14 protein-coding genes are annotated in these 16,257 nt (G+C 39.2%); 11 read left to right on the top strand and 3 right to left on the bottom strand.

Going from position 1 to position 16,257, the window contains the following annotated elements; translation table 11 throughout:
- Positions 1–22: 22 nt before the first annotated feature.
- The gene (locus AMS59_RS21640) at positions 23–439 is read right to left on the bottom strand and encodes an HIT family protein (RefSeq protein ID WP_053485773.1); all 417 of its coding nucleotides are present in this window, start codon (positions 437–439) and stop codon (positions 23–25) included.
- 104 nt (positions 440–543) lie between these two features.
- Here AMS59_RS21640 and AMS59_RS21645 point away from each other — a divergent pair, with 104 nt between their 5' ends.
- Both AMS59_RS21645 and AMS59_RS21650 read left to right on the top strand, forming a co-directional pair.
- Positions 544–1,293 carry an ABC transporter ATP-binding protein gene (locus AMS59_RS21645; protein ID WP_053485774.1) on the top strand — a complete coding sequence of 250 codons (750 nt, stop codon included), beginning with the start codon at positions 544–546 and terminating at the stop codon, positions 1,291–1,293.
- Complete coding sequence (locus tag AMS59_RS21650) at positions 1,277–2,461, top strand: ABC transporter permease (RefSeq protein ID WP_053485775.1); 1,185 nt, start codon at positions 1,277–1,279, stop codon at positions 2,459–2,461. Before AMS59_RS21645 ends, AMS59_RS21650 begins: the two co-directional genes overlap by 17 nt.
- Before the next feature lie 58 nt (positions 2,462–2,519).
- Here the strand turns inward: AMS59_RS21650 and AMS59_RS21655 are convergent, their stop codons facing one another.
- Positions 2,520–3,680 (bottom strand): amidohydrolase, encoded by a 1,161-nt coding sequence (locus AMS59_RS21655; protein ID WP_053485776.1) that lies wholly within the window; start codon positions 3,678–3,680, stop codon positions 2,520–2,522.
- Positions 3,681–4,814: 1,134 nt separating this feature from the next.
- Complete coding sequence (locus AMS59_RS21660; protein WP_053485777.1) at positions 4,815–5,333, bottom strand: antibiotic biosynthesis monooxygenase; 519 nt, start codon at positions 5,331–5,333, stop codon at positions 4,815–4,817.
- 232 nt (positions 5,334–5,565) lie between these two features.
- Here AMS59_RS21660 and hemE point away from each other — a divergent pair, with 232 nt between their 5' ends.
- The 9 genes from hemE to AMS59_RS21705 all read left to right on the top strand — a co-directional run bounded on the left by hemE (position 5,566) and on the right by AMS59_RS21705 (position 16,040).
- Positions 5,566–6,615: a uroporphyrinogen decarboxylase gene (gene hemE / locus AMS59_RS21665; protein ID WP_053485778.1), complete on the top strand. Its 1,050-nt coding sequence runs from the start codon at positions 5,566–5,568 to the stop codon at positions 6,613–6,615.
- A gap of 165 nt (positions 6,616–6,780) precedes the next feature.
- Positions 6,781–7,701 carry a ferrochelatase gene (gene hemH, locus AMS59_RS21670; RefSeq protein ID WP_053485779.1) on the top strand — a complete coding sequence of 307 codons (921 nt, stop codon included), beginning with the start codon at positions 6,781–6,783 and terminating at the stop codon, positions 7,699–7,701.
- Positions 7,702–7,715: 14 nt separating this feature from the next.
- Positions 7,716–9,143: a protoporphyrinogen oxidase gene (hemY, locus tag AMS59_RS21675; protein ID WP_053485780.1), complete on the top strand. Its 1,428-nt coding sequence runs from the start codon at positions 7,716–7,718 to the stop codon at positions 9,141–9,143.
- 333 nt (positions 9,144–9,476) lie between these two features.
- Positions 9,477–10,442 carry a YncE family protein gene (locus AMS59_RS21680; protein ID WP_369814349.1) on the top strand — a complete coding sequence of 322 codons (966 nt, stop codon included), beginning with the start codon at positions 9,477–9,479 and terminating at the stop codon, positions 10,440–10,442.
- On the top strand, positions 10,439–11,122 hold the full coding sequence (locus AMS59_RS21685; RefSeq protein ID WP_082337663.1) for a response regulator transcription factor: 684 nt from the start codon (positions 10,439–10,441) through the stop codon (positions 11,120–11,122). The genes AMS59_RS21680 and AMS59_RS21685 overlap by 4 nt, the downstream gene beginning before the upstream one ends.
- A complete protein-coding gene (locus AMS59_RS21690; protein ID WP_053485781.1) occupies positions 11,119–12,507 on the top strand; it encodes a cell wall metabolism sensor histidine kinase WalK in 1,389 nt (462 codons plus the stop codon). Before AMS59_RS21685 ends, AMS59_RS21690 begins: the two co-directional genes overlap by 4 nt.
- A gap of 5 nt (positions 12,508–12,512) precedes the next feature.
- Positions 12,513–13,025, top strand: coding sequence for a FixH family protein (locus AMS59_RS21695; RefSeq protein WP_053485782.1), 513 nt, complete (start codon positions 12,513–12,515; stop codon positions 13,023–13,025).
- A 138-nt stretch (positions 13,026–13,163) separates the two neighbouring features.
- Positions 13,164–13,736: a TetR/AcrR family transcriptional regulator gene (locus AMS59_RS21700; RefSeq protein WP_053485783.1), complete on the top strand. Its 573-nt coding sequence runs from the start codon at positions 13,164–13,166 to the stop codon at positions 13,734–13,736.
- A gap of 114 nt (positions 13,737–13,850) precedes the next feature.
- A complete protein-coding gene (locus AMS59_RS21705; protein WP_053485784.1) occupies positions 13,851–16,040 on the top strand; it encodes a YhgE/Pip domain-containing protein in 2,190 nt (729 codons plus the stop codon).
- Positions 16,041–16,257: the final 217 nt, after the last annotated feature.

Consider the following 16,257-nt stretch of genomic DNA (forward strand, 5'->3'; position numbering starts at 1 on the left):
ATTCGAGTGGTCAGAACATCGATTATTTAAGGTTAGCTTTAATGCTTTCCGCAACTTCAGTTAATTGCTCTGATGAATATTTTTGTGTTTGCCAAATTAAGCCCAAGCCTTCTTTTTCATCGTAACGAGGAATAAAATGTAAGTGATAGTGGAAAACAGTTTGTCCAGCTGCAGCACCATTATTATTAATGGTATTCAGTCCAATTGGATTAAAAGCAGCCTTAATAGCATTTGCAATTTTCGGTGCTACTGCATATAAATTACGAGCTACATCCTCAGGCATTTCGAATATGTCTTTACAGTGATGTTTAGGAATTAATAGTGTATGACCTTTTGCCACGGGCGAAATGTCAGTAAATGCATAGACATGCTCGTCTTCATAAATTTTTGTACTTGGAATAGATCCATCAATGATTTTGCAAAATAGGCAATCGCTCATTTGAAAATTCCTCCTTATTTTATATGTAAGTACATTCTATCATACTCATAACTGTATCATTTGCTAATTTTTGATAAAATATAAACTAGAAGAGGAGTGAGGGCATGACGGTATTAGAGGTACAACATGTGACAGGTGGTTATACAAGAAAGCCTGTTATTAAAGATTTATCATTTACGATTGGAAAAGGAGAGCTTGTTGGCTTAATAGGCTTGAACGGCGCTGGTAAAAGTACAACGATCAAGCATATCATCGGAACAATGCTTCCAAAAGAAGGAGACATTCGTTTAAATGGTGTGACGTTAAAGGAAAATACAGACAAGTATCGTACGGCATTTTCCTATATTCCTGAAACACCTGTATTATACGATGAGCTAACATTACGTGAACATTTAGAATTAACCGCAATGGCTTACGGTCTTGATGAAGCAACACTTGCAGCTCGTTCACAAATATTATTAAAAGAATTTCGAATGGAAAAGAGACTTAATTGGTTCCCTTCGCATTTCTCAAAGGGGATGCGTCAAAAGGTTATGATTATGTGTGCCTTTTTAGTCAATCCAAGTCTTTACATTATTGATGAACCTTTTGTGGGGCTTGATCCACTTGGGATTCAATCATTGCTTGATCAGATGGATGAAAAGAAAAAAGAGGGCGCCTCTATATTAATGTCCACGCACATTTTATCGACCGCAGAAAAGCATTGTGACCGCATCATTTTATTGCATGAAGGACGTGTGCGAGCACAAGGAACAATGGAGGATTTACGCAAGGCATTTGCGATGCCACATGCGACATTGGATGATTTATATATTGCCATGACAAAGGAGCGCGACCATGAAGAACTTGCGTGATGTATGGTCCTCTCGCTTCATGCACTATATAGGTGAAGTACAAAAATATATGCGATTTATTTTTACAGGGCATTTAGCGATTGTACTAGTATTTCTTATCGGAGCAGGGGGCTATCAATATAGTGAATGGCTGAAAATTGTACAGTCTGATTTTCCGGCAGAAGTATTAATCGCAGTGTTTGTGGGGATTTTACTTGCATTTAGTCGTCCAACTTCACTTTTGAGAGAGCCAGACCAAGTGTATTTATTACCTTTAGAATCAAAAATGTCACAGTATTTTAAAAAGGCGTTAGCGTGGACATTTTGGTCACAGGTATGGATTGTGGCAATTGTTTATATTGTTAGTATCCCTTTACTAAAGGCTGTTACTGAATTAACAACATTTGAAATTTGGTCAGTGTTTTTACTTATTATTATATTGAAGTATTTGAGCGTTCAGGGTGAATTTAGTTATCGTTATAGTGAACGTGGTCAAATGATTTGGGTGGACAAGCTAATTCGAGCTGTTATCTTTAGTGTTGCTGTGTACATGGGGCTCAATATGCAACTCATCTTAGCACTTGTTGCTGTTGTTATTGGCTGTGTGTATATTGTTATATTTAAGAAAAAATGTGCGGGTGAGCCTGTCCCATACGAGCATTTTGTGAAGCTGGAACAAAATCGCATGATGAGTTTCTATCGTTTCGCTAATTATTTCACAGACGTTCCGCATTTACGTGGTAGCATCCGTCGTCGTGGTTGGCTTGACTGGCTTTACAAATCTGTGCCATACAACAAGGGCAATGCTCAAAAGTACTTGGTGTTCCGTACATTCGTCCGAACAGATGATCATTTTTATTTATGGCTCCGATTAACAGTGATTTCAGCTGTTATTGCAGCCTTTGTAGATATCCCAGTCGTTACATGGATTGTTGCAGGTGCATTAAGTTTTGCGACAACCATTCAATTAAAGCAGGCTTTATTATCCAGCGGTGAATTCCGTATGGACATGCTGTATCCTTTACCTGATGAAGCTCGCAAGGTAGCAGTCAATCAAATTGTGCGTCTTGCGATGATCACTCAAGCTATTATAGTTGGTCTATGTGGTATCACACAGCCAATGTTTTATGTAATCTTTATTATCATACTAGTTGTAAGTGAATTGACTGCTAAGGTCTCAAAATCTTGATAATGAAATCAAAAGCTCATTTCTCCGATAAAAGAATTGGAGAAATGAGCTTTATTTTTTATTCAACAAATTGATAGTCTAGTGCTGCTGTTAATAATACCTTTGCAGCAATGAGCATGCCTTTTTCATCTATATCGAATTTTGGATGATGATGTGGTGCATATTCAGTTGGTTCGGCTCCAGTAAAGAAGAATGTACCTGGCTTTTCTTCTAAATAGTAAGAGAAATCTTCAGCCCCCATAGTAGCTTCAACCTCAGCAACATCACAAATATCCTGTGCGATAGTACGCACAAATAATGTTTCCTTCTCATGATTGACAACTGCAGGGTAGCCACGACGATAATCAAGCTCAATTGTACAATCATGTGCAATTTCTGTACCTTGGATAACCCGTTTAAACTCACGCTCCATCGTTTCACGAACATCCTTATCAAATGTTCGAATCGTGCCATTTAAATAGGCTGTATCGGCAATAATATTGTCAGCATTAGATGCTACGAATGAACCAACCGATAACACAGCCGATTCGATTGGGTCAACACGACGTGCGACAAGTTGTTGTAAATTCATAACGAGCTGAGAGCCAATAACGATGGCATCCTTTGTTTGATGCGGATGAGCACCATGCCCACCCTGACCTTGGATTTTTATTTCAAAACTATCAACAGCGGCCATCATCGGCCCTACGCGGTAGCCAATCATGCCTGTCGGATGGTTGGAAGATAGATGAGTACCAAAAATAGCATCGACGCCATTCAAAGCTCCAGCCTGTACCATCCCAATTGCTCCACCTGGATCGACTTCTTCAGCATGCTGATGAATTAGTACATATTGTCCTGCTAATTCATCGCGCATTTCCCACAATAGTTTACCGATAATTAACAAAGTAGCTGTATGCCCATCATGCCCGCAAGCATGCATAACGCCAGACACAGTTGATTTGTATGGTACGTCTTTTTCATCTTGTATAGGCAGTGCATCAAAGTCTGCGCGTAAGGCAATCGTTTTGCCAGGCTTGCTTCCTTTAATGCGGGCAATTAAACCGTAGCCACTGACATTCGCTTCAAGCGGTACGCCCAGATTTTTATAAAATTGAATAATATAGTTAGCAGTTTCTTGCTCCTGGAAGCTCAGCTCCGGATGCATATGTAGATGACGGCGAATCGCCACCATTTCATCATAATGGGCATCAATCTTTTCAAGTAAATGTTGGTTCAAAGTAAAACCTCCTTAAACAGATTATCCTATATTTTTATTAACAACATAATAGTTTCACTAACTGGATAAACAGCGGGTCAGCACTCCTCACCATAAAATATTCTTGGCAAGAGTAATAAATTCCGCGCGTCCTGGGAGAGGAAATGGATACCTGCGGAAGGGCAGTAATATCCGCGGAAGAGCAGTGAATACCCGCGAAACCGAGTAGAATACCCGCGGAAGAGCAGCGAATACCCGCGAAACCGAGTAGAATACCCGCGGAAGAACAGTGAATACTCGCGAAACCGAGGAGAATACCCGCGGAAGGGCGGCGAATACCCGCGAAACCGAGGATATTACCCGCGGAAGAGCAGTAAATACCCGCGCCCCCGGAGAATATCCGCGGAAGAGCAGTAAATACCCGCGCCCCCGGAGAATATCCGCGGAAGAGCAGTAAATACCCGCGAAACCGAGTAGAATACCCGCGGAAGAACAGTGAATACCCGCGAAACCGAGTAGAATACCCGCGGAAGGGCAGCGAATACCCGCGAAACCGAGGAGAATACCCGCGGAAGAACAGCGAATACCCGCGAAACCGAGGAGAATACCCGCGGAAGGGCAGTAAATACCCGCGAAACCGAGTAGAATACCCGCGGAAGAACAGTGAATACCCGCGAAACCGAGTAGAATACCCGCGGAAGAGCAGTAAATACCCGCGAAACCGAGTAGAATACCCGGGGAAGAGCAGTAAATACCCGCGAAACTGAGTAGAATACCCGCGGAAGGGCAGTGAATACCCGCGCCCTCGGAGAATACCCGCGGAAGAACAGCGAATACCCGCGCCCCCGGAGAAATCCGCGGAAGAACAGTGAATACCCGCGAAACTGAGTAGAATACCCGTGGAAGAACAGCGAATACCCGCGAAACCGAGTAGAATACCCGCGGAAGGGCAGTGAATACCCGCGAAACCGAGTAGAATACCCGCGAAACTGAGTAGAATACCCGCGGAAGGGCAGTGAATACCCGCGCCCTCGGAGAATACCCGCGGAAGAACAGCGAGTACCCGCGCCCTCGGAGAATACCCGCGGAAGAACAACAAATACCCGCGCCCCCGGAAGAATACCCGGAAAGCTAGTGAATCCCTGCCCACCCTAACTAAGCTTCGTTTTCTTCTTTTGGAGCAGCGCTATAGGTTGTAACATAGGAAGCTGCTGAGAACATGTTTTGCTGATTCACACCAGTTGGTTCTTTACGTTCGGCATGTGCTGATGCAAAGGCCTTTGAGCTCTTCCATGCTTCGAATGAATGAGGACCGTTCCATTGTGTCATGACGATGTATGTTTCACTATTTATTGGACGAAGTAGTCGGAATGCTACGAAGCCTGGTTCATCTTCAATAGCACGTGCTCGATTTAAAAAGCGATGTTCAAAAACTGGTCGACCTTCATCTGTAACGGGAATATTGTTGAATACAAAGAAGCCACGTTCTTCTAAATCATTTACTGAATCTAGCACTTCAAATTTACGTGGTGTGGCAAAGACAGATTTTCTTTCGGTTTCATGTATAAGCACAGAGTTTCCTTCTCCGTGTATTAAAATCATTGCCTCGTTTGGATATTTATTCTTTAGTTGTTCTAAAAAATCACCTGTACCAGAAGTTAAATAAATATACATAAAATTGACCTCCTTATGGATTTTCGTACTATAGCGTGATTATCTCCATTAAAATGAAAGTCTATAGCTTTGTCAAAAAGAAATCCCTTAGAAAGAACAATTTTATGACATTTCCCTATGAAAACTATACAATAACAGAGGAAGCGTTTACTATTGAAAACGGATATCAATAATAACGAAATAAACAAAAGAATTTTACGATATGAATTTTATTGAGGGGAAGGAATTATTCATGACAACTTTTAATGATACTCTTCTACGTGCTGCACGAGGAGAAAGAACGGAACATACACCAGTTTGGTATATGCGACAAGCAGGACGCTCTCAGCCTGAATATCGTGCGATTAAAGAAAAGTATTCTTTAGAGGAAATAACACTTCAACCTGAGCTATGTGCATATGTAACACGATTGCCAGTAGAAAATTACAATGTTGATGCGGCAATTTTATACAAAGATATAGTAACTCCACTCCCTGGTATTGGGGTAGATGTAAAAATCAAAGCAGGCGTAGGTCCTGTCATTTCAAATCCTATTCGCTCAATCGCTGATATAGAAAAATTAGGCGAATTCAATGCGAAAGAACATACACCGTACGTTTTAGAAACGATAAAAATGTTATCAGAGGAACAATTGAATGTACCTCTAATCGGCTTTGCAGGTGCGCCATTTACTCTTGCAAGCTATATGATTGAAGGTGGTCCTTCAAGAAACTATAATAAAACAAAGTCATTTATGGTATCAGAGCCTCAAGCTTGGTTTGCATTAATGGACAAGTTAGCTGACATGATTATTTCTGATATTTCTGCTCAAGTAGAAGCGGGGGCAAAAGCTATCCAAATATTTGACTCTTGGGTCGGTGCTTTAAATGTTGAAGACTATCGTGTTTTCATTAAACCGATTATGACACGTATTTTTGCGGAGCTGAGAAAAGAAAATGTGCCACTTATTCAGTTTGGCGTCGGTGCAAGTCATTTAGCGAAAGAGTGGAATGATTTACCGGTTGATGTTGTTGGCTTAGATTGGCGTTTACCAATTAAAGAAGCACGTGCAAACGGTATAACTAAACCCGTACAAGGTAATTTAGATCCATCACTATTACTTGCGGACTGGTCAATTATTGAAAAACGCACGAAAGATATTATCGATCAAGGCTTAGAAATGCCAGGGCATATCTTTAACCTAGGTCATGGTGTATTCCCAGAGGTAGACCCAGCGGTGTTAAAACGTTTAACAGCTCTTGTTCATGAGTATAGCGCTCAACAAATCCAAGCACGTTCTTAATGTAGAAGTGAACAAGATATAAATTTTCATATTCTTTTCTAGAATGATATCTCGATTTCATCCTAGAAAGGGTGCTGTCCAACCTAATGAATTGGACAGCTTCTTTTTGTCACATACTGTACGATTAAAGATATATTTAACTATTATTTAGAGGTGAAAAGGTTAATGAAAGAAGTTAAAGGCTTATTAGTTATGGCATACGGAACACCCTACAAAGAAGAAGACATCGAACCTTACTATACGCATATTCGCCACGGTCGCAAACCTTCAGAAGAGCATTTAGAAGATTTACGCAGTCGTTATGAAGCGATCGGTGGATTATCGCCACTTGCTGCTGCTACGAAAGCGCAGGCTGAGGCTTTATGTGCACGTTTAAATGAAGTACAAGATAATGTGGAATACAAATTATTTATCGGATTAAAACATATTCACCCATTCATTGAAGATGCTGTAGAAGGAATGGTAGCGGAAGGTATTAAAGAAGCGGTTTCTATCGTATTAGCTCCTCACTTCTCAACATTCTCTATTAAATCATATAATGGTCGTGCAGCAGAAGCAGCTGGAGATCGATTAACAATTACTTCTGTAGAATCTTGGTATGATGAACCAAAATTCATTGAGTATTGGAAAATCAAAGTGAATGAAACGTTTCATGCAATGTCTGATGAAGAACGTGAAAAAGCATGTTTAATCGTATCTGCACATTCACTTCCAGAGAAAATTAAAGAGCTGGGCGATCCATATGAAGATCAATTAATTGAGACGGCTCAACTAATCAAAGAAGCGACAGGTGTAAAGAATGTAGAAGTTGGCTGGCAGTCAGCAGGTCAAACACCTGAGCCATGGATTGGTCCAGATGTTCAGGACTTAACGCGTGAACTTTACGAGCAAAAGGGCTTCCGTTCATTCGTTTATACGCCAGTTGGCTTTGTAACAGAACATTTAGAAGTTTTATATGACAACGATTATGAATGTAAAGTTGTTTGTGATGAACTTGGCGCGAAATATTATCGTCCGGCAATGCCAAATACACACCCGTTATTTATCGATGCAATGGTGGATGCCATTCATAAAAAATTAAGCTAAGCGAAAAGAAAGTGATGATGTTGGTGACTCAGAAAAGACGAAAGGTAGTTGTTGTAGGCGGTGGTATTACTGGCCTCACAGCTGCGTTCTATTTGCAAAAAGAAGCAAGCGCAAAAAAATTGCCGTTAGATATCGTACTTGTCGAGTCGTCATTACGTCTTGGCGGAAAAATACAAACACTGAGAAAAGATGGCTTAATTATCGAGCGCGGGCCAGAATCTTTTTTTGATCGTGAGAACTATGTATATGCTTTGGCAAAGGATTTAGGCATTGAGCAGGAAATGATTACAAGCAATACAGGACCGACTTACATTGCCGTTGGTAGTCAATTGTATCCAATCCCGAGCAATCTTTTGTCCGGGGCAACACCACATGTCTCGTCATTTATTGCTTCAGGTTTGTTTTCACTTAGCGGGAAAGTTCGTGCAGCGGGGGATTTTTTCATTCCTCGCTCTGCACAGGATGATGATCAACCATTAGGGCAATTTTTTAGAAGAAGATTCGGTGCTGAAATCGTAGAAAATCTAGTAGAGCCATTACTTGCAGGAACATTTGCTGGTGATATTGAGCAGTTAAGCATGCGCTCAACATTCCCACAGCTCTATGGATTAGAACAAAAATATCGTAGCCTACTAATTGGTATGAAAAAATCTGGTACGAATTTTTTAAGTAACAATCTCAAGACGAAAGATAAGGGGATTTTTCAAACATTTAATAATGGTCTGGAGACACTTATCGAAAAACTTGAAGAATCACTACTTCCCGGGACAGTTATGAAGGGTGTTAAAGTTGAGGAAATTGAGCATGGTAAGGATGGGGCTGTCCAAGTTGTGTTTAACAATTTTACACAATTAAAAGCAGATGCTGTTATTATTGCTACACCATTTAATGTAGCAAGAAAAATGTTCAGTAAACACCAGTTATTAACGGAATTGAGTACGATGAAGGCAGCTACTATTGCTACTGTGACAATGGCATTTAAAAAAGAACAGTTAGGCGATTTAGATGCGTTATCATTTTTTGTCTCTCGAAATAGTGATTTTTCAATAACCTCTTGTACGTGGATTAATCGAAAGTGGCCTGGCACAACGCCAGATGATTACGTGCTGTTACGCAGTTATATTGGCCGAGTGGGCGACGAAGCAATTGTAGCGTTATCTGATACAGAAATTGAAAAGACCGTATTGCAGGATTTAATGAAAACAATTGGTGTAGATGGAGAACCGTTAATGACAGTCGTTTCCCGCTGGAAAAATGCCATGCCACAGTATACGGTAGGACATGAGGCGAAGGTAGAGCGTGTAAAACAAGAATTACGTGAACATTTTCCGACTGTCAAGCTCTCGGGGAGTTCCTTCGAAGGAATATCAATACCTGAGTGCGTTGAGCAAGGCAAAAATGTTGCTGACGAAATAGTAAAGGAAATGTTTGCGGATTTGTAAGGAATAAATGGTTACTAGTAAAGTAGTACAAACATGAAAATCAATGTTTGTACTACTTTTTTATTGCTTATAGGAAATTCGGTAATGCTAGACATCTACCGACGACAACTTCTTCATTTCTCACATGCATACATAAGCTAATTGACAACATACTCCTTACTATAATCGATGCAGTAAATGTGCAACTAATTTGTTGGTTGAACAAATGCTCGTAGATGTAGCATAACATCATAATAATCGTGAAATTTGCTAGTTTTCTTTGTCATAAATTTACCTCTCAAGTTTCACTCGAATTTCACAATTGTGAAGTATAGTTAAGAAACAGAGGTGATGATGTTGAAAAAATGGGTATTCTTCATTTTTGCTTTAGTACAGCTTTTATGGCTAGCAGGGTGTACGGAGAAATCGTTTGAGCCTATTGAACGCGATCAGAATTTTATTGCGTCCTTAAATATACAAGAGCCTTCGCTAGATTTTATAGATGGACAAGGGAATGTGATGGCAACATGGTTATTTGACAAAGCTTACTCAGGGGCAATACTGCTCGAGAATGATCGTGTGTTATTGTATGGTCATCAATTAAATGAAATAGACGTCTATACACTTTCAACCGGAAAGAAGCTCTATTCCAAAAAAGTACAGCTTGGTACAACGAATGTATATTATGCTGAAAATAAAAAACAGTTTTTTATTACGAATAGCAAAACAAATACAGTGACAAGCTTTGATGAGAAGGGTAACGAACTGGCAACACAGAAGCTAGGTAATTATCCTATGTCAATGGCAGCCTATAAAGATAAGCTATATGTGATTAATTATAAAGATACGAAATTATCGGTGTTAAATATAGAAAATCTAAAGGTTGAGCAAGAGTGGCCGATTCAAAAATCATCACATGGAATAGCCATTCTTGAAGAGAAAAATGAACTATGGCTTGGCGGTCATGGAGAAGGAAGTAAACCGAATAGCTCTGTTAAAAAATATGATCTTATGACAGGCGTAAAAAAAGGGGAGATAAAAATGCCTTTAATGCCTGTTGGATTAACAAAAACAAAGGATGCAATCCTCGTTGTAAGTCATGGCCATAATGATTTGTATGTTGCCGACTTTGATGGAAATGTGAAATGGCAGCAAGAGGTAGGAGCTAATCCATTTGCCGTTAATCAGTTTAAAGATTATATTGTTGTCGCTGGCTATGATGACCATACTTTGTATTTCATAAAAGAAGGTCAGGTGAAGAAAACAGTTGATGTGGGGAAAGGTGCATTTCAACTGTTAGTGAGGGAGGAAAAAATGTGACAACTATATTAATTGTTGATGATGAGCAAGATATGCGTAATTTAATAGAAATGATGCTCCATAATGCAAAAATTGAGACTTTAACAGCAGCGAGTGGAACAGAAGCCTATGATATTATTGTACGTGAAAAAATCGATTTAGTACTACTTGATGTGATGATGCCGCATGAAGATGGCTTTGCAGTGTGTCAAAGTATACGTGCGATGTCGAATATACCAATTATTTTCTTGACAGCACGTGATGCGAATGAGGATAAAGTTAAAGGCCTAACAATTGGCGGAGATGATTATATTGTAAAACCCTTTACAAACGATGAACTCGTTGCGCGAATCCAAGCTGTGTTAAGAAGAAGTGGTACTAATATTGAAGAGTTGCAGCAAAAATATGTGATGCTTGGCCCTATTAAAATAGATGAGACAGCACGCAAGGTATCTGTAGATGGAAAGAGTGTTCCGCTTACTTTAAAGGAATTTGAGTTATTACATTTATTTATGAAAAATCCTGGAAATGCTTATACGAGGGAGCAATTACTTGAACGCATTTGGGATATTGATTATGTAGGGGGCACAAGAACTGTTGACACTCATATAAAAACCTTGCGTATAAAGCTTGGAAAGGAAGCGGCAGGGCATATTCAAACCGTTTGGGGAGTGGGCTACCGTTTTGATCCTGGCGAATGAAAAAGATTTCAACACGCATTTGGCTATTAATCTTTGCATTTTTAATCATTACCGTTGTCTTTATGTATGTCCTAACTAATTATTTATATGAACGGTTATATGTAGAAGACACGGAAGAGATGATGGTAGAAGTAGGGACAAAGCTACAAACGATGTATACCGGTAGTAAGGTGAAGGATGAATTTATTGCAGACATTGAACATTTTGCTAATTATTCGAATTTGAATATTTTTGCAGTAAGAAATCCGCGAGAACTAAGTGCCTGTGTACCATTTGATATTGATTTCGAAACATTAATTGGCTCAGAAGAGCGCCAGCAATTACTTGCAGGTGAATACGTACAAAAAATTGGGTATGAACCCCGATTTGATAGACAGCTAATTTCGGTAGTACTTCCGCTAGTAGATCAAAATAGGCTTGAAGGGATTATTTATATTTACTTCCCTCTAGCAAAAATTAGTGAGTTAGCGAATAATGAAGTCATTTTCTTATTTGTCAGTGCCTTTATATTTTTAATTGTCATCAGCTATTTAATTTATAAAGGAATTCGTCACATTATGCGACCATTAAGTAATTTACAAAGAGCCGTTGAGCAAATGTCATACGGAAACTATGAAACACGTGTGCCAGTTCATTCAAAAGATGAAATCGGAAAGCTATCGAGCACCTTTAATCAAATGGCAGAGGCGATTCAACAAGAGGATGAAGCTCAAAAAACGTTTTTAGCGACAGTTTCACATGAGCTACGGACACCCATTAGTTATGTAAAAGGGTATAGTGAAGCAATGCAGAATGGCATTATACCAGAAAACCAAAAAGAGGAAACGATCCAGCTGATTGTGCGTGAGGCAAATCGAATGGAACGCTTAACGAATGAATTACTTCAACTTGCTCGTATGGAAAATGAACAAACAGAAATTACTTTATATCCAATTCCTCTTGCCGAAACATTACGTGAGGTTCAAAAAATATTAACGCATCAGGCAAAGAAGAAGAGCATTGCACTCCATTTGGATGCTGATGATGCATTAATCATCCAAGCTGATGAAGTAAAGCTGAAACAAATTTTTATTAATATTATTGAAAATGCCATTAATTACTCGTATGAGCTGTCAAAGGTTGAAATTACTGCTTTTGAGGACAATGGCAGTGCACAAATACTCATTAAGGATTATGGCATGGGTATCCCACAAGAGGATTTATCGCATGTAACGGAGCGCTTTTATCGTGTTAACAAAGCGCGGAGCCGAGCAGATGGTGGCAGTGGACTAGGCTTGTCGATTGTTGAACAATTGTTGAAGCAGTTACATGGCAAGATAGAGATTGAGAGTGAAGTTGAAAAAGGCACAGTTGTAAAAATTACGTTGCCGTTAATGGAGGAATAAAAAACATGAAAAAATGGTTATTGGCATTAGTCGCAGTACCTGCATTATTAGTAGGTTGCGGAGAAAAGAAAGAGCCAGCAGCTTTACCAGAGCCTGAGGTGGCTCAAATACCAGAAGTTGAAATTTTAACACCGAAAGAAGTAGCGATCAATGAAACGATTGATCTTGCTGCGCAGGTTGAACAAGGTGGCAAAAAAGTTGATGATGCAGTTGTACAATTTGAGGTATGGGAATCTGGTAAACGTGATCAAGGGCAAATGATTGACGGTAAATTAGAGAAAGATGGCGTTTATAAAGCGACGACTAAATTTGACCACGATGGGGTATATTATATGTATGCTCATACTACTACAGGCAATGGTGTTCATAGTATGCCGAAGCAACAAATTACTGCTGGTAGCCCTGATATGACGAAAGTTTTACCAGAGGATGAAAAAGCAAATAACAACAGCATGGATCATAATATGATGAATCACGGTAATGATAATTCTGAGCATAGTGATCATGAAAAAAAATAAAAAAAATACCCATTAAATGCTTGCATTATTTTTAAAATAGGAATATGATAATGACCAGATGACCGAAATGGTTTTCTGGTCATTATCGTTTTCGTGTACAAAGGCATGTACATAACATAACAAGAAAGGATGTTACTAATGGATCGTAGGCAGGAAATTCTTGAAGCAGCTGCAAAATCCTTTACATTGTTTGGTTACAAGGCAACAACGATGGAGCAAGTGGCTAAAATCGCCAATGTCGGTAAAGGGACGATTTACACATTCTTTGCGAATAAAGAAATTTTATTTCAAGAGATAGCTATGTCACTTATACGAGAGATGCAAGCAGAAGCAAATGCAGTGTTGGATGCATCAGCTAGCTTTATGGACAATGCGCACAATGCTTTAATGAAAATGCTACAGTTCCGTGAAAAACATCTTTTATTTGCGAAGTTATTAGAGGAAGAAAAGGAGCTACGAACGCCGGCAGTTAAACAAGTTTTAGTTCGCATTGAGACTGAAATTTTATCCTACGTTACTGTATTAATTCAAAGACGTATCGATAAAGGAGAAATTAAAGATTGTGATGCAGAATTAGTAAGCTTTCTGTTGTTAAAGGCGTATCTAGCATTTGTCGTTGATTGGCATGAGCTACATGGCGACATTATTCCTGAAGAAAAGATACTAAATCTTTTCAAGGAAACAATTTTCCGTGGACTAGTTTTAACTTGATTTGCTGAGCTAAAAGGTGAATCAAGGACAGTCTAGTGAGGATTTAGGTTTTTTTTTGAATAAAAATGACCGACTGACGTTTTTGGTCAAATAGTATAGGAGTGAAGAAAACTTATGATTAAAGCTGAGTGGCTGAATATCTTTAAAACAAGAAAAATGCTTGTTTCAATAATCGCTGTATTATTTATCCCAGTCATGTACGCAGGCATGTTTTTATGGGCGTTCTGGGATCCGTATGCAGGCCTGCCGAATTTACCAGTAGCAGTTGTCAACCAAGATAAGGGCGCTGAAATGGAAGGCGTTAAATTAGATATAGGGAAAGACTTGGTTAAAAATCTTGTCAAGAGTGAGCAATTTAAATTCGTTGAAGTATCCAAAGAAGAAGCTGAAAAAGGCCTAAATGGTCGAGAGTATTATATGACTCTAGAAATTCCAACAAATTTCTCTGAGCATGCGACTACGTTATTAGATGAAAAACCTTCTAAATTAGTCATGAATTATATTCCTAATGAAGGATTAAACTTCCTGAGTGCACAAATTGGTGATTCAGCAATGGGAAAAATACGTGCGGAAGTGAATAAACAAGTTTCAACTACTTATGCTGAAAAATTATTTGATTCTATTACAAAACTTGGAAATGGTTTTACAGAGGCTGCTGATGGCTCGAATAAGCTAGATGAAGGTGCTAAGTCTGTAGCAAATGGAGCAAAAGATTTAAAAGGTTATCTTGCGCAACTAGCATCAAGTACAGTTGAATTGTCAAATGGTACAGATAAAATTACTAAAGGTGCTGGAGCCGCTGCAAAAGGTGCGAATGACTTATCTACTGGTCTAGTAAAAATACAAGACGGTACTGGACAGCTACACCAAGGTGCACAGCAAGCAGCATCTGGAGCAACATCTCTTGAGCAAGGTGTATCACAATATACACAGGGTGTATCAAAGGTTCAAGCAGGTTTAGCTACAATTAACGATAAACAACAACAAATTAGTGCAGGTGCAGCATCAATTGCTGATAATGCAGGTGCATTAAATGGTGCAGCCGGCCAACTAACAGCGGGTTCTGCAAAAGTAGAAGCAGGTATCACTGCTTTATCTAATCAATTACAAGGCATGATGGCTTCATTGCCAGAAGAACAAGCTGCAGTATTAAAACAAACATTAGCAGAGCTACAAGCAGGAAGTGCAAGTGTGCATAATGGCTTAGGTTCTTTAACTGCTGGTACAGAAAAATTACAAGCTGGTGCTAAACAAGTAAGTTCTGGTGCATCACAAATTGCAGCAGGTCAATCACAAGTGTTAGCAGGTGCTAATGAGTTAACATCAAAAAGTGGTGCGTTAGTCCAAGGAGCAAAAGGTCTTCAAGCTGGTAACGCAACACTTGCTCAAAAATTAGGTGAATTAAATACTGGTGTTAAGACAGCCGTAACAGGTTCTAAAACATTGGCTTCAGGTTTAAATGAGCTAGCAAGTGGTTCAACAACATTAAATAAAGGTACATCAACGCTTGCATCTAAATCAGGTGAATTAGCAGCAGGTTCTGCAACGCTTGCTGATGGTACAACTAAACTAGTAGATGGTACATCAACTTTATCTAGTAAACTAGGTGAAGCTAGTGAAACAGCAAAAGGAGTTCATGCAGGTAAAGACACATATGATATGGTAGGTAGCCCGGTTGAGGTTGAGAAAGAATCTGTTAACCATGTACCTAACTATGGAACAGGTTTCTCACCATACTTTATCTCTTTAGGCTTATTCGTTGGTGCTTTAATGATCTCTATCGTTTTCCCATTTGTGGAACCAGCGATTCGTCCAAAAAATGGGGCAGCTTGGTTTACAAGTAAAATCTCAGTTTTAGCAATAGTCGGCTTAATTCAAACTATATTAACAGTGATTATTGTAAAATGGGGCTTAGGCCTTGAAGTATACAGTTTAGGATACTTCTTCCTAACAGCATTATTAACAAGCTATGTTTTCTTAGCTTTAATTCAAATGTTAGTATCTATTTTCGGTGATCCAGGACGCTTCCTTGCGATAATTGTATTAATTTTACAACTTACAACAAGTGCGGGTACATTCCCACTTGAGTTAATCCCAACACCATTACAATGGTTTAATAAAGGATTACCAATGACATATACTGTTTCAGCATTTAAAGCAAGTATCTCAACTGGTGATACATCATTCTTAATGCAAAACTACGGAATTCTAGCAGGCTTCCTAGTAGCATTCTTAGCTATTACTTTCGGTTATTTCATGTTACTACACACAAAACGTTACTCAAAAGTAGCCGAAGAAAACTAAAAATAGGAATTTTTACGCCCACCAATATTGGTGGGTGTTTTTTGTGGTTAAATGAGAACTGCTCGGGTATCCCCAAAAACTGCTCGGGTATCCCCGAAAACTGATCAGGTGCCAGGAATAACTGCTCGCCTCCAAAAAAAATCGCCACTTACAAAAAAACATACAAAAAAACAGCAGCCGATATGAGCGTATCAGCTGCTGTTTTGTAAGTGTAAGA

It is taken from the genome of Lysinibacillus sp. FJAT-14745 (genome assembly GCF_001275675.1).
In the GTDB taxonomy this organism is placed as follows: Bacteria; Bacillota; Bacilli; order Bacillales_A; family Planococcaceae; genus Lysinibacillus.

Excerpts from the sequence above, each read along its gene's own strand:
- AMS59_RS21645 (WP_053485774.1), top strand. The coding sequence starts at position 544 with ATGACGGTATTAGAGGTACAACATGTGACAGGTGGTTATACAAGAAAG.
- AMS59_RS21705 (WP_053485784.1), top strand. The coding sequence starts at position 13,851 with ATGATTAAAGCTGAGTGGCTGAATATCTTTAAAACAAGAAAAATGCTT.
- AMS59_RS21660 (WP_053485777.1), bottom strand. The coding sequence starts at position 5,333 with ATGTATATTTATTTAACTTCTGGTACAGGTGATTTTTTAGAACAACTA.
- AMS59_RS21650 (WP_053485775.1), top strand. The coding sequence starts at position 1,277 with ATGAAGAACTTGCGTGATGTATGGTCCTCTCGCTTCATGCACTATATA.
- hemE (WP_053485778.1), top strand. The coding sequence starts at position 5,566 with ATGACAACTTTTAATGATACTCTTCTACGTGCTGCACGAGGAGAAAGA.
- AMS59_RS21640 (WP_053485773.1), bottom strand. The coding sequence starts at position 439 with ATGAGCGATTGCCTATTTTGCAAAATCATTGATGGATCTATTCCAAGT.
- AMS59_RS21690 (WP_053485781.1), top strand. The coding sequence starts at position 11,119 with ATGAAAAAGATTTCAACACGCATTTGGCTATTAATCTTTGCATTTTTA.
- hemY (WP_053485780.1), top strand. The coding sequence starts at position 7,716 with ATGATGTTGGTGACTCAGAAAAGACGAAAGGTAGTTGTTGTAGGCGGT.
- hemH (WP_053485779.1), top strand. The coding sequence starts at position 6,781 with ATGAAAGAAGTTAAAGGCTTATTAGTTATGGCATACGGAACACCCTAC.
- AMS59_RS21680 (WP_369814349.1), top strand. The coding sequence starts at position 9,477 with ATGTTGAAAAAATGGGTATTCTTCATTTTTGCTTTAGTACAGCTTTTA.
- AMS59_RS21700 (WP_053485783.1), top strand. The coding sequence starts at position 13,164 with ATGGATCGTAGGCAGGAAATTCTTGAAGCAGCTGCAAAATCCTTTACA.
- AMS59_RS21695 (WP_053485782.1), top strand. The coding sequence starts at position 12,513 with ATGAAAAAATGGTTATTGGCATTAGTCGCAGTACCTGCATTATTAGTA.